Raw genomic sequence first — 11,863 nt, forward strand, 5'->3', positions numbered from 1 at the left:
CCCCCGCGTCCGAGGACGGTCCCCGACCGGACGGGGCGGGGGCGGGCCTCACTTCACCGAGGCCGCTTAGAGGTGGCTGAGGGAGGCGGCGGCGAAGAGCACGTCGCGGATCGCCTCCCGGTCGCCGTGCTGCCCGACGGCCGCCTCCTCCGGCGAGATGTGCCCGGCGGCCAGCTGGCAGAACTCCGCCCCGTCCAGCGCGATCCGCGCCACCGTGTGCTCCGCCGACGGCTTCGCGGCCGGCGAGTCCAGGGCGATGTCCCAGCTCCCGCCGCCCGAGCCCTCGATCTCCAGGTGCAGGGTCCGGCCGGGCGCCCCGGCCGCGACCAGTCCCCGCGCCGGAGCGGCCAGCCCGGCCCTCCGGCGGTGCGCCAGCGCGCTCGGCAGGAGCCTGGCCGCCAGGTCGATCATCCGGTGCAGGTCCTGCCCCGACGGCGGGTCGTACGGGTAGTCCACCGCCTCCGCGATGTCCCAGGCGTGCACCCAGCACTCGAAGGCCCGCTCCAGGAACGCGTCCCCGAGCGGCAGCGCGAAATGCCCGTAGTCCACGGACAGCTCCGCCACGCCCCGGCCCGCGAACGACACCGTCCGCACCAGCGTGTGGCCCTGCTCCCGCCACGGCTCGCGCACCTGCCGGGTGATCGGCTGCACCGCGGAGTTCCAGTACAGCTCCGTACGGGCCGCCGGGCCGCGCTCCTGCGCCGCCTCCGGGCCCAGCGGGTCGTCCAGGCCCAGCGCGCTCGCGATCATGCCGTCCACCGTGAGCAGGTGCCCGATCACCCCGGCGACCGTCGTGCGGCGGGTCTGCCGACGCTCCTCCTCGAACCACTTCAGCCGGACGGGGGTCTCCCACTCGGCGTCGCCGAAGTCCCGCAGCAGCGCGTCCAGCCGTGCGGTCTCCGTGTCGTACGGGCTCGCCCACGCCGGGACCGGGATCCGGGCGGGCCGCTTGCCCAGGCAGTCCTCCAGCACCCGCGACCGCAGCAGCGGCTTGAGGTCCAGGCTCTCCTCCGGGTGCAGCAGCCCCACCGCGTCGCGCAGCCGCAGCGCCTCCTCCGCGCACGGCGCGCACTCGGTGAGGTGCTCCTCCACCGCCTGGATCTCCTCGGCCGAGCAGGCGGCCAGCGCCCACGCACCGAGCAGGGATTTCAGCACGGCGTGCGAGCGGCGCTCGGGGGCCCGCTCGGGCGGCGTGGGAGACGGCGGCTCGGGCCGCGGCCGGGGGAGCGGCCGGGGCGCGCTCCGCGGGTCGAGGTCGTCGGCGGGCCCGCGCGGACCCGGTATCCGGGGCGCCCCGCCGACCTGCCGCTCCTCGTGACCGCCGGGTCCGCCGTGTCCGCCGCGTCCGCCGTGCTCGTCGCGTCCGTCGCGTCCGTCGTCGGGACCGTTCATCGGGGCGTTCCATATCCGGGCGGGCCGTAGCCGGGCGGGGCGGAGTCCCCCGGCGGGAGGACGTTGGCGGTCGACAGCAGCTGAAGGCCCAGGCGCAGCCGGCGCCGTGCCTCGTCCTCGCTGATCTTCAGGTCGGCAGCGGCCTGCCGGTAGTTGCGCCGCTCGAAGTACGCGAGTTCCAGGGCGGCGCGCAGCGGCGCGGGCATCGAGGTGACGATGTAGTCGGCGCGGGCGGCGGCGCTGGCGCTGCGCACCTTCTGCTCCAGTTCCTCGTGCGAGCCGCGGCCCAGCTCGGACTGGCGCAGCCGGGCGACGGCCTGGGCCTGGGTGATCCGGGCCACCCAGGAGCGCATGGAGCCCTGTTTGGGGTCGTAGGCGTCGGGGTTCTCCCAGATGTAGCCGAACACCTCGCGCGTGATCCGGTTGGCGGCCCTCTCGTCGCCCAGCACCCGGTGCGCCAGGCTGTGCACGAGCGAGGCGAAGCGGTCGTACAGCTCGCCGAGCGCGGCGGCCTCGCCGCGGGCCAGCCGCTGCTGCATACGGCGGTCCCAGCGCGGTGGTGCGTCCTTCGGCATCGTGCCCCCAGCCGTGTGTCGACGCATCGAATGTAATGGGCACGGGCCGGTGTCCGCCTGTTTTGCCGCAACCTCGCCCTGGAAGAGTGGCCTGCCGCGGACGGGTCGTGACGGGGTGTGAACGCAGGGACGCGGCGCGGCACATGAGCCCGGCACATGGGCACGGATGCGCGCGCCCCGCCGCGCTTCCCGTGCGCGGGTTCGATGCGGCCGCCTCCTTGACGCCTTCGCTTAACGCGCGGGCCACAAAGGCCTTACGCTCCCGCTTGTCTTGAACTGCACCCCACCGCACATGTGAAGGCGGAACCCCCGATATGGACAGCGCAGAATACGAGCGCAAGATCGCCAGCCGATTCGCCACCTTCGACCAGGACGGCAACGGATATATCGACCGCCAGGACTTCAGCGCGGCCGCCAAGGCGGTGCTGGCCGAATTCGGCACGGCCCCGCGGTCGGACAAGGGCCAGGCCGTGTTCGCGGGCGCGGAGGCGTTCTGGCAGGGGATGGCCGGCATCGCGGACGTCGACGGCGACCAGCGGGTGACCCGCCAGGAGTTCATCACCGGGGCGGCGAAGCGGCTGCGGGACAACCCGCAGCGGTTCGCGGAGATCGCGCGGCCGTTCCTGCACGCGGTGATCGCGGTGATCGCAGCAGCCGACGGGGGCGGCGGGGGCGTGACCACGGCCGAGGCGGCCCGCGTCCTGCGCGTCCTGGGCACCCCGGCGGAGGTGGCCGGCCCGGTGGCGGCGGCCCTGGACACGGACGGCGACGGCCGCCTCTCGGAGGACGGCCTCCTCGCCGCCTTCGCGTCGTACTGCGGCGTGGAAGCCCCGGACGCCTGACGCCGGCTGTCCGACCCGCAGCCGGTCCGCCCGGCAGGCCCCGCTTCCCACGCGGACGCGGGGCCGCGGGCCACGGCACCTGCGCCCCCCTCGCGGCCAGGCCCTGGCCCAGGCCCCGGCCCAGGCCCCGGCTAGGCGAAGCGTTCGCGGAGCCGGTATTTGAGGATCTTGCGGAGCGCCTCGTTGCGGGGGAGGGCGTCGAGGAGTTCCAGCTGCTCCGGGAGTTTGTGGGGGGCCAGGCCCTGGGCGCGCAGATGGTCCGCCAGCCGGTGCAGGGTCAGGGGGGCGGCGCCCGGCGGCTGTTCGACGACGGCGCAGACGCGTTCGCCGCGCTCCGGGTCCGGCAGGCCTATGACGGCGACGTCGCCGACCTCCGGGAGCAGGTGGACGAGGTCCTCGATCTCCTTCGCCGAGATGTTCTCGCCCTTGCGGATGATGACGTCCTTGCTGCGGCCGGTGAGGACCAGGTAGCCGTCGGGGGTCAGCCGGCCGAGGTCGCCGGTGATCAGGTAGCCGTCCGCGTCGAAGGGCCCCGCCGGGCCGTCCTGGTTCAGGTAGCCCTGGCAGACCGCCTCGCCGCGCAGCCGGACCTCGCCGTCCGAGCCGGCGGGCAGCGGGGTGCCGTCGGGGGCCGTGATGCGGATCGACATGCGGGCCGGCGGGCGGCCCTCGGTGGTGGCGAGGTGTTCGGCCGTGTCGTCCGGGGAGCCCATGGTGATCATCGGGACCTCGGTCATGCCGTAGCCGTGGGTGAGCTGGCAGCCCAGCTCGCGGACCACCGCGTGGTACAGCTCCGGCGGCTTCGGGGCGCCGCCTCCCGCGAGCAGCCGGAGGGTGGGGACGACGGGCTCGGACGGGTTCTTGCGCTGCTCGGCGAGGAACATCGAGTAGAAGGCGGTCGAGCCGCCCGCGACCGTGACCCCGTGGCGCCGGTAGCCGTCCAGCGCGTCCGGCATCGCGAACTTCTCGAAGAGCACCGCCGGGAACCCGTACAGCAGCAGCATCACGGTGTAGTCGGGGCCGGCGATGTGCGCGAAGGGGAACGCCATCGAGCCGACGTCCTGTGGGCCGAGCCGCAGGGCGTGGGCGAGGCAGGAGCCGCCCGCGATCAGCGAGCGGTCGGTGTGCAGGACGCCCTTGGGGTCCGAGGTGGTGCCGGAGGTCCAGTAGATCCAGCGTACGGAGGTCCCGTCGGCGGGCGGCGCGGGCAGGACGGCCGGGTCCCCGTCCGGGAGGTCGGCGGCCTCGTAGGCCCGGAAGACGCCGCGCGCCCCGAGCCGCCCGGCCATCGCCGTGTGGTCGAAGCCCCGCCAGAGGCCGGGGACGGCGAAGAACTCGGCCTTGGACTCGCGCAGCGCGAAGCCCACCTCGCGGTCCCGGTAGAAGGGGATCACGGGTGACTGCACGGCCCCGATCCGGGCCAGGGCGAGGGAGAGCAGGACCGTCTCGATCCGGGTGGGCAGCTGCCAGGCGACGACCGTGCCGGGGCGCACCCCCATGGTGTACAGGCCCGCCGCGACCCGTTCGGAGCGGTCGCGCAGCGCGCCGAAGGTGATCGTCCGGTCGTCGGCGGGGTCCGGGGCCGCCTGGATCAGGACGGGGGCGTCGGGGGTCAGCTCCGCCCGGCGGGCGACCAGCGCCCAGAGGGTGGGGGAGCCGTCCAGTTCCCGCGCGGTGTCGGCCGGCGTCCGCGTCGCTCCCGGCATGGCAGCCCTCCGTTCGATCGGTTCGCCCCGAAACAATTGCTGACGGATAGTCAGATGGCGGGGAGAGCCTATTGCCGGGGCGCTTGTCGGTCCAGGGGCGGCGGGGCTAGCGTGGAGCGACCGCACTATCTGACGGTCCATCAGATCAATCGGCTCGATCCGGCTCGCGGTGAGGGGAAGCCATGGAACTGCCTCGGATCATCAGCGTCGACGACCACGTCATCGAACCGGCGCACCTCTTCGACGTCTGGCTGCCCGCCAAGTACCGCGACCGCGGCCCCAAGCCGCTCACCGCCGGCATCGGCGAGCTGGAGTACCGCGGCGGCAAGTACGTGATCTCCATGGACCCCGACGGCCCGCCGACCGACTGGTGGATCTACGAAGACCTGAAGTTCCCGTACAAGCGGAACATCGCCGCCGTCGGCTTCGACCGCGACGACATGACCCTGGAGGGCATCACCCGCGCCGAGATGCGCCGCGGCTGCTGGGACCCCGGGGCCCGGCTCGCCGACATGGACCTCAACCACGTCGAGGCCTCCCTCTGCTTCCCCACCTTCCCCCGCTTCTGCGGGCAGACCTTCGCCGAGGCCCGCGACAAGGAGGTCGCCCTCGCCTGCGTGCGCGCGTACAACGACTGGATGGTCGAGGAGTGGTGCGGCGACAGCGGCGGCCGGCTGATCCCGCTGTGCATCATCCCGCTCTGGGACATCGACCTGGCGGTCGCGGAGATCCGCCGCAACGCCGCCCGCGGGGTGCGCGCCGTCACCTTCTCCGAGATCCCCACCCACCTCGGCCTGCCCTCCATCCACTCCGGCTACTGGGACCCCTTCTTCGCCGTCTGCCAGGAGACCGGCACCGTCGTCAACATGCACATCGGGTCCTCGTCCCAGATGCCGGCCGCCTCCCCCGACGCCCCGCCCGCCGTCCAGGCCTCGCTCAGCTTCAACAACGCCATGGCCTCGATGATGGACTTCCTCTTCAGCGGGGTCCTGGTGAAGTTCCCGCAGCTCAAGCTCGCCTACAGCGAGGGCCAGATGGGCTGGATCCCCTACGCCCTGGAACGCGCCGACGACGTCTGGCAGGAGCACCGCGCCTGGGGCGGGGTCCGCGACCTGATCCCGGAGCCGCCGTCCACGTACTACTACCGGCAGGTGTTCTGCTGCTTCTTCCGGGACAAGCACGGCATCTCCGCCCTCGACGCCGTCGGACGCGACAACGCCACCTTCGAGACCGACTACCCGCACGTCGACTCGACCTTCCCGCACACCAAGGAGGTCGCCCTCGACCACGTCGAGGGCCTCGACGAGGAGACGGTCTACAAGCTGATGCGCGGCAACGCCATCCGCATGCTCGGCCTCGACCTCGACAAGGGCCGCCGCTAGTGGACCTCGCGTACACGCAGGAAGAGCAGGAGTTCCGCGCCCGGCTGCGCGAGTGGCTCGCCAAGACGCTGCCCGAGCTGCCGCCCGGGCCCTCCCCCGACGACTGGCCCGGCCGCCGCGCCTACGACCTCGGCTGGCAGCGCAGGCTGTACGACGCCGGATACGCGGGCCTGCACTGGCCCGTCGACGCCGGCGGGCGCGGCGCCACCCCCACCCAGCACCTGATCTTCCTGGAGGAGACCGAGCGCGCCGGGGCGCCCTACGTCGGCGCGAACTTCGTCGGGCTGCTGCACGCCGGCCCCACCATCGCCGCCGAGGGCACCGCGGAACAGCGGGCCCGCTGGCTGCCGCCCGTCCTGCGCGGCGACGAGGTGTGGTGCCAGGGCTTCAGCGAGCCCGGCGCCGGCTCCGACCTGGCCTCCTTGCGCACGCGCGCGGTCCGCGACGGCGACGCGTACGTCGTCACCGGGTCGAAGACGTGGACCTCGCACGCCGAGATCGCCGACTGGTGCGAACTCCTCGTCCGCACCGACCCCGGCGCCCCCCGCCACCGGGGGATCTCCTGGCTGGCCATGCCCATGGACGCGCCCGGGGTGACGGTCAGGCCGCTGCGCACCCTGGCCGGGAGCACCGAGTTCGCCGAGATGTTCCTCGACGAGGTGCGCGTCCCCGTCGCCAATCGGGTCGGGGCGGAGAACGACGGCTGGCGGGTCACCATGGTCACCCTCTCCTTCGAGCGGGGCACGGCCTTCGTCGGCGAGGTGGTGGCCTGCCGGCGCACCTTGGGCGAGCTCGCCCGCGCGGCCAGGGCCAACGGCCGCTGGGACGACCCGGTGCTGCGGCGCCGCCTCGGGCGGCTGCACGCGGAGTTCGGCGCGCTGTGGCGGCTCACCCAGTGGAACGTGAGCGAGGCGCAGAGGTCCGGCGGGATCCCCGGGACCGGCGGGTCGGTGTTCAAGCTCGCCTACTCGCACGCGCGGCAGGAGCTGTACGACGCGGCCGCCGAGGTGCTGGGCGCGGGCTCGCTCGCGCTGGACGAGGAGTGGGTGCGCGAGCGGCTGTCCTCCCTGTCGTACACGATCGCCGCGGGCACCTCGCAGATCCAGCGCAACATCGTCGCCGAGCGGATCCTCGGCCTCCCGAAGGGCCGGTGAGGGGCATGGACTTCCAGCCGACGCAGGACCAGCGCGACCTGCGGGCGGGCGTACGGGAACTGCTGGCGCGGCGGTACGGGCGCGAGGTGCTGCGGGCAGCCGTGGACACCCCGGCGGGCGGCGGCGGTACGGCTGCGGGGGTCGACCGGGGGCTGTGGCGGGAGCTGGGCGAGGCCGGGTTCTTCGCGCTGCGGCTGCCGGAGGCGGCCGGCGGGGTGGGGCTCGGGCTCGCGGACGCTGTGCTCGTCTTCGAGGAGGCCGGGCGGGCGCTGCTGCCGGGGCCGCTGGTGGCGACACACCTGGCCGCCGGGACGGTCCCGGGCGCGGCACAGGGCACCGCGGTGGTCACGGCCCTCGACCTGGGCGGGTCGGGAGGGTCGGGAGGGTCGGGCGGGGCCGACGGGCCAGGCAGGTCGGGAGGGCCAGGAGGGCCAGGAGGGAGGGGCGGGGTGCTCGTGACGCATCTCGGCGAGGCGGACGCGGTCCTCGGGTCGGCGGTGCCCCCGGCGGTACTGCTCCGCTCGGGTGAGCCGGTCCGTTCGGCGGACCCCCTGACACCGCTGCACCGCGTGCGCCCATCCGCGGACGCCGCCGGGGCGGAGTGGCCCGAGGCGCAGGCGGCTCCGTACCGTGACGAGGCGGCGCTGCTGACGGCGGCCCTCCAGCTCGGCAGCGCCCTGCGCACCCTGGACCTGGCGGTGCGCCACGCGAAGGAGCGCGAGCAGTTCGGGCAGCCGATCGGGGCGTTCCAGGCGGTCAAGCACCTGTGCGCGGCGATGCTGGTGCGCGCGGAGGTGGCCCGTACGGCGGTCTACGCGGCGGCGGTGACGGCGGACCCCGCGGAGGTCGCGGGGGCGAAGCTGCTCGCGGACGAGGCCGCCGTGGGCAACGCGCGGGACTGCCTCCAGGTGTACGGCGGGATGGGCTTCACCTGGGAGGCAGACGTCCACCTGCACCTGAAGCGGGCCTGGCTGCGGGCCGAGCAGTGGCGGACGGCGGGAGAGGCGGAGGAGGCGCTGGCGGCCGATCTGCTGGCCACCGCCGGGGCCTGACGCGGGACGCATGTCCGATTACGGAGAGTTGATATCGGTTTGTGTCCTTGGTTGGGCCCCATACGGCCCGGATGCGGGGGACTGCTCCGGTACGCTCCCGGGAATGCGAGCGGTAGCGCGGCGCGAGCGCCGCACAGTATGCACCACGCCTCCTTCGTCGCGCTGGAATATGCCCGAAGCGCTTGTTGTGGTGACTGTGTGTCAACCATGCTGCTGCGAAGAAGGGTCACGTTCGGTGATCCTGTCCTGTCACAAGGCGACGTGTCCGCCGGTTCGGATGGTGTGAACGGTGCAGGTGCTTCAGGTGCAGCTGGAGGTAGGACCGGACCCCGCGGAGGTCGGCCGGGCCCGCCGGTGGGCGCGTTCCCGCCTGGCGGGGTGCGGGATAAAAGACGACGAGCCTCTCGCCGAGACGCTGATCCTGTTGATCTCCGAGCTGGTCACCAACGCCATCGTGCACACCGGGTGTCCGGCCGTGCTGCGGATGCTGTTCGGGGGGCCGGGCGTGCGGGTGGAGGTCGCCGACGTCAGCGACCGTGCCCCGGCCCGGCGGCAGGCTTGCGCGGAGGACGCCGGCGGGCGCGGGCTGGAGCTGGTCGACGGGCTGGCCGACCGGTGGGGCTGGCAGCGTGAGGGCGCGGGCAAGCGGATCTGGTGCGAGGTCGACCGCGCGGACGAGACCGCCGACCACGCCCCGACCTGTACGGACGGCTCGCGCGAAACTTTCGGGTCGATCCGGGAACCGCGCATGTACCTCTAACGAGGTGTTGACGGTTCGTCAACTGTTGATCACCCTGGTGTGGAGCGATTCGTCGCGAGGGGACGCCAAGGGAAGGCCTTGACGAGTGCGGGTCGCGGGGGTGGCGGCTGCCGTGCCGCGCTCGGGGCGTGCGCGACTGTACGCCGCCACCCGCTGTTCCGCGCCCGGGCGCGCCCGGCCCCACGCCTGCTGCCGGCTCCCCGGCCGATGTCACCGAGGCGGGCTGACCAGCCCCATCTCATAGGCCTTGATCACCAATTGGACCCGGTCGCGGGCGTCCAGCTTCGTCAGCAGCCGCGCCACATGCGATTTGGCGGTGGCCACCGAGATGAACAGGCTCTCCGCGATCTCGCTGTTCGACAGGCCGCGCCCCACCAGCGTCAGCACCTCCTGCTCCCGCTCGGTGACGGCCGGCACGCGCTCCGGGGCGGGCGCCGGGCCCGCGGCGAAGTCCGCTATCAGGCGGCGTGTGACGCCCGGCGCGAGCAGGGAGTCGCCGGAGGCGACGACGCGGACGGCCGCCAGGATGTCGTCCAGCGCCATGTCCTTCACGGCGAAGCCGCTCGCGCCGGCGCGCAGCGCCCCGTAGACGTGGTCGTCCTCGTCGAAGGTGGTGAGGATCAGGACGCGGGCGCCGTCCGCCGCGCCGGTCCGGCCGGGACGGCCGCCGGGGCGGGCGGCGGTGATGCGCCGGGTGGCTTCGATGCCGTCCATCTCCGGCATCCGGATGTCCATCACCACCACGTCGGGATCGAGCTCGGCGGTGAGGCGGACCGCCTCGGCGCCGTTCGCGGCCTCGCCGACGACCTCCAGGTCCGGGGTGTCGGCCATCAGGACCCGCAGCCCGGACCGCACCAGCGGCTGGTCGTCGGCCAGCAGGACGCGGATGCTGCCGTTCATGCCTTCCCCTCCTTCACGTACGCGTGCTCGTGCCTGCGCTCGCGGTCCTGCGCGTCGGGCGAATCGGGAAGTGCGACGGGCAGGCCGGCCGCCACCCGGAAGCCGCCCCCGGCCATGGGCCCGGCTTCGAACCGGCCGCCGAGCAGGGCGGCGCGCTCCCGCATGCCGGTGATCCCGAATCCGCTGCCGGCGTGCCCCGCCCGCGTCCCCCGCCCGTCGTCGGTGATCTCCAGGGCCAGTTCCCCGGGCCCGTACCCGACGGCCACCCGGCAGGTGGCGGCCCCGGCGTGCCGGACGACGTTGGTCAGGGACTCCTGCACGATCCGGAACGCTGCCAGCTCGATGTCCTGCGGCAGCGGCCGCCGCTCTCCCGACCGGACCACCTCGATCCGGACCCCGGTGTCGCTCGCGGTCGCGGCGGCGAGCTGCTCCAGCCCTTCGAGGCCGGGCGTGGGGGCCAGTGGGGCGGGCTCGCTGCGGCGCAGCGCGACCAGCGTGCGCCGCAGGCTCGCCAGGGTTTCCCGGCTCGTGGCCTCGATGGCCTCCAGCGCCTCGCGGGCCTGCCCGGGCCGCTTGTCGATGACACGGCTGCCGACGCCGGCCTGGATGGCGATGATGCCGATGCTGTGGGCGACCAGGTCGTGCAGTTCGCGGGCGATGCGCAGCCGCTCCTCGGCGAGGGCCTGCTCGGTGGCGCGGGCCTGCTCCTGTGCGGCGGACTCGCGGCCGCGCCGCACCGAGTCGCCTATCAGCCAGGCCAGTACGACGATCGGCAGCTGGCTCTGCGCGAGCACGAGGGCGGGGCCGCCGAGGACGGGCCTGGCGAGCTGCCCCAGGAGCACGGCCAGCACCGTGACGGCGACCGCCGTCAGCGCGACACGCCGCGGCCGGGAGGAAGCGACGCGGCCGAGCGCGACGGCGCCGGCCAGCACCGGGACGAACGTCATCTCCGGCGTGTTCGTCACGAATATCAGCGCGCACGCGGTGACCAGCATCAGCGAAAGGGTGACGAGCGGCGCCCGCCGCACCAGCACCGCGGCGACCGCGAGCCCGATCACGACGACCATCGGTGCCGGTCCGAATACCTGGTCACCGACCCCGAGCGGCACGCGCAGCACTATGTTCGAGAGCACGAGCGTGACCAGCCCGGCCCCTACCCAGAGCGCCGCCGTCTGCCACCGGTGCACGGCCCCGACCTGCCGCTCACCGCCTTCTGCCTTCCCCCGTGAGATTTCCATGCCCCGAACTTAACCACCGCCCCACAGGCGGGACATCGGCCCGCGGGCTGCATCCCCCAGGCTGATCGTCCACCGGTCAGCAGTCGGGGCCGGTCGTCAGGGCGAGGTAGCAGACGGGCGTGATGCGCCACTCGGGACGCCGCCCGTCGCACAGCACGATGCTGAAGCCGGTGCGTTCGCCCCGGTGCAGGGCGGCGAGGGCCTGGACCCGGCCGCCGCCGTCGGCCCAGGCGAGCGCGCGGTCCACCTCGGCGGGGGACAGGGCGAAGGGGTGGGTGGTCCGGATCTGCATCCTGACCAGCCGGACCGCCCTCTCGGGCGTCTCCAGCATGGTCCGGTATAGCAGTTCGGGGTTCTGGTCGTGGCTGTCCCGGTGACAGACGGCCTCGAACCAGTACCCGGTGTGGATCCCCGCCGTGCAGTCGCGCGGTGTCCGGGGAGAGGGTGAGGGCGAGTGGTCATGGCTGGTGCGGCACATGCGCGGTACTCCTGCCCGTGCGACGGATTGCCCCCTCCGAGCCGGTGCGAGCAGCGGGAGGGGGCAACGGTGCGCCCTCCCCAACTGGCGCAGGGTTGAGGAGGGTTGCGCGGCTCCGGGTCGGCCCGGACGGCGCGCGTCAGACGCTAACGCTGGCGACAGACAGGTATCAAGCGTTTGACGTCTAACGGGTGAGACTGGCATATGCCACGATGACGGGAGAGGTGAAAACTCGACCCCCTGGCCTGGGGGCAGGGGGTCGGGGGTACGGCGTCGCGCCGTTTAGGCGCAATGCCGTTGATTTACGGCGGCAGGATCGCGATGGCGTCGTGTGGAGGTCGGGTGGGCTGGGGCCAGTCGCGGTGGCGGCTGGCCTTGGCCTTG

At 73.6% G+C, this 11,863-nt stretch carries 11 protein-coding genes; 5 read left to right on the top strand and 6 right to left on the bottom strand.

Annotation, left to right across the window (positions count from 1 at the left end; genetic code table 11):
- Nucleotides 1-66 precede the first annotated feature (66 nt).
- Both AC068A_RS11960 and AC068A_RS11965 read right to left on the bottom strand, forming a co-directional pair.
- Nucleotides 67-1,392 carry a zf-HC2 domain-containing protein gene (locus AC068A_RS11960; protein ID WP_478583906.1) on the bottom strand — a complete coding sequence of 442 codons (1,326 nt, stop codon included), beginning with the start codon at nt 1,390-1,392 and terminating at the stop codon, nt 67-69.
- Nucleotides 1,389-1,967 carry a sigma factor gene (locus AC068A_RS11965; RefSeq protein WP_478583908.1) on the bottom strand — a complete coding sequence of 193 codons (579 nt, stop codon included), beginning with the start codon at nt 1,965-1,967 and terminating at the stop codon, nt 1,389-1,391. The genes AC068A_RS11960 and AC068A_RS11965 overlap by 4 nt, the downstream gene beginning before the upstream one ends.
- A 314-nt stretch (nt 1,968-2,281) precedes the next feature.
- On the opposite strand from AC068A_RS11965, the gene AC068A_RS11970 reads away from it, so the two are divergent.
- Nucleotides 2,282-2,809: an EF-hand domain-containing protein gene (locus AC068A_RS11970; protein ID WP_478583909.1), complete on the top strand. Its 528-nt coding sequence runs from the start codon at nt 2,282-2,284 to the stop codon at nt 2,807-2,809.
- A 131-nt stretch (nt 2,810-2,940) separates the two neighbouring features.
- Here AC068A_RS11970 and AC068A_RS11975 read toward each other — a convergent pair whose 3' ends face one another.
- Nucleotides 2,941-4,515: a class I adenylate-forming enzyme family protein gene (locus AC068A_RS11975; protein ID WP_478583910.1), complete on the bottom strand. Its 1,575-nt coding sequence runs from the start codon at nt 4,513-4,515 to the stop codon at nt 2,941-2,943.
- 182 nt (nt 4,516-4,697) lie between these two features.
- Here AC068A_RS11975 and AC068A_RS11980 point away from each other — a divergent pair, with 182 nt between their 5' ends.
- The 4 genes from AC068A_RS11980 (at nt 4,698) to AC068A_RS11995 (ending at nt 8,863) form a co-directional block, all read left to right on the top strand.
- Nucleotides 4,698-5,897, top strand: a complete 1,200-nt coding sequence (locus tag AC068A_RS11980) for an amidohydrolase family protein (RefSeq protein WP_478583911.1) — start codon at nt 4,698-4,700, stop codon at nt 5,895-5,897.
- Nucleotides 5,897-7,051, top strand: coding sequence for an acyl-CoA dehydrogenase (locus AC068A_RS11985; protein ID WP_478583913.1), 1,155 nt, complete (start codon nt 5,897-5,899; stop codon nt 7,049-7,051). Before AC068A_RS11980 ends, AC068A_RS11985 begins: the two co-directional genes overlap by 1 nt.
- Before the next feature lie 5 nt (nt 7,052-7,056).
- Nucleotides 7,057-8,103, top strand: a complete 1,047-nt coding sequence (locus AC068A_RS11990; RefSeq protein ID WP_478583915.1) for an acyl-CoA dehydrogenase family protein — start codon at nt 7,057-7,059, stop codon at nt 8,101-8,103.
- A gap of 289 nt (nt 8,104-8,392) precedes the next feature.
- Nucleotides 8,393-8,863, top strand: a complete 471-nt coding sequence (locus AC068A_RS11995; protein WP_478583917.1) for an ATP-binding protein — start codon at nt 8,393-8,395, stop codon at nt 8,861-8,863.
- Between the two features lie 210 nt (nt 8,864-9,073).
- Here the strand turns inward: AC068A_RS11995 and AC068A_RS12000 are convergent, their stop codons facing one another.
- From AC068A_RS12000 to AC068A_RS12010, 3 genes are all read right to left on the bottom strand, one after another.
- Nucleotides 9,074-9,763, bottom strand: coding sequence for a response regulator (locus tag AC068A_RS12000; RefSeq protein WP_478583919.1), 690 nt, complete (start codon nt 9,761-9,763; stop codon nt 9,074-9,076).
- Nucleotides 9,760-11,001 carry a sensor histidine kinase gene (locus AC068A_RS12005; protein WP_478583921.1) on the bottom strand — a complete coding sequence of 414 codons (1,242 nt, stop codon included), beginning with the start codon at nt 10,999-11,001 and terminating at the stop codon, nt 9,760-9,762. Before AC068A_RS12005 ends, AC068A_RS12000 begins: the two co-directional genes overlap by 4 nt.
- 76 nt (nt 11,002-11,077) lie before the next feature.
- The gene (locus tag AC068A_RS12010; RefSeq protein ID WP_478583923.1) at nt 11,078-11,479 is read right to left on the bottom strand and encodes a hypothetical protein; all 402 of its coding nucleotides are present in this window, start codon (nt 11,477-11,479) and stop codon (nt 11,078-11,080) included.
- Between the last annotated feature and the right edge of the window lie 384 nt (nt 11,480-11,863).

It is taken from the genome of Streptomyces sp. NPDC043854 (assembly GCF_056436005.1).

What these genes read in the sequence shown, in the direction of transcription:
- AC068A_RS11960 (WP_478583906.1), bottom strand. Translation starts at nt 1,392, where the DNA reads ATGAACGGTCCCGACGACGGACGCGACGGACGCGACGAGCACGGCGGA.
- AC068A_RS11965 (WP_478583908.1), bottom strand. Translation starts at nt 1,967, where the DNA reads ATGCCGAAGGACGCACCACCGCGCTGGGACCGCCGTATGCAGCAGCGG.
- AC068A_RS11970 (WP_478583909.1), top strand. Translation starts at nt 2,282, where the DNA reads ATGGACAGCGCAGAATACGAGCGCAAGATCGCCAGCCGATTCGCCACC.
- AC068A_RS11975 (WP_478583910.1), bottom strand. Translation starts at nt 4,515, where the DNA reads ATGCCGGGAGCGACGCGGACGCCGGCCGACACCGCGCGGGAACTGGAC.
- AC068A_RS11980 (WP_478583911.1), top strand. Translation starts at nt 4,698, where the DNA reads ATGGAACTGCCTCGGATCATCAGCGTCGACGACCACGTCATCGAACCG.
- AC068A_RS11990 (WP_478583915.1), top strand. Translation starts at nt 7,057, where the DNA reads ATGGACTTCCAGCCGACGCAGGACCAGCGCGACCTGCGGGCGGGCGTA.
- AC068A_RS12000 (WP_478583919.1), bottom strand. Translation starts at nt 9,763, where the DNA reads ATGAACGGCAGCATCCGCGTCCTGCTGGCCGACGACCAGCCGCTGGTG.
- AC068A_RS12005 (WP_478583921.1), bottom strand. Translation starts at nt 11,001, where the DNA reads ATGGAAATCTCACGGGGGAAGGCAGAAGGCGGTGAGCGGCAGGTCGGG.
- AC068A_RS12010 (WP_478583923.1), bottom strand. Translation starts at nt 11,479, where the DNA reads ATGTGCCGCACCAGCCATGACCACTCGCCCTCACCCTCTCCCCGGACA.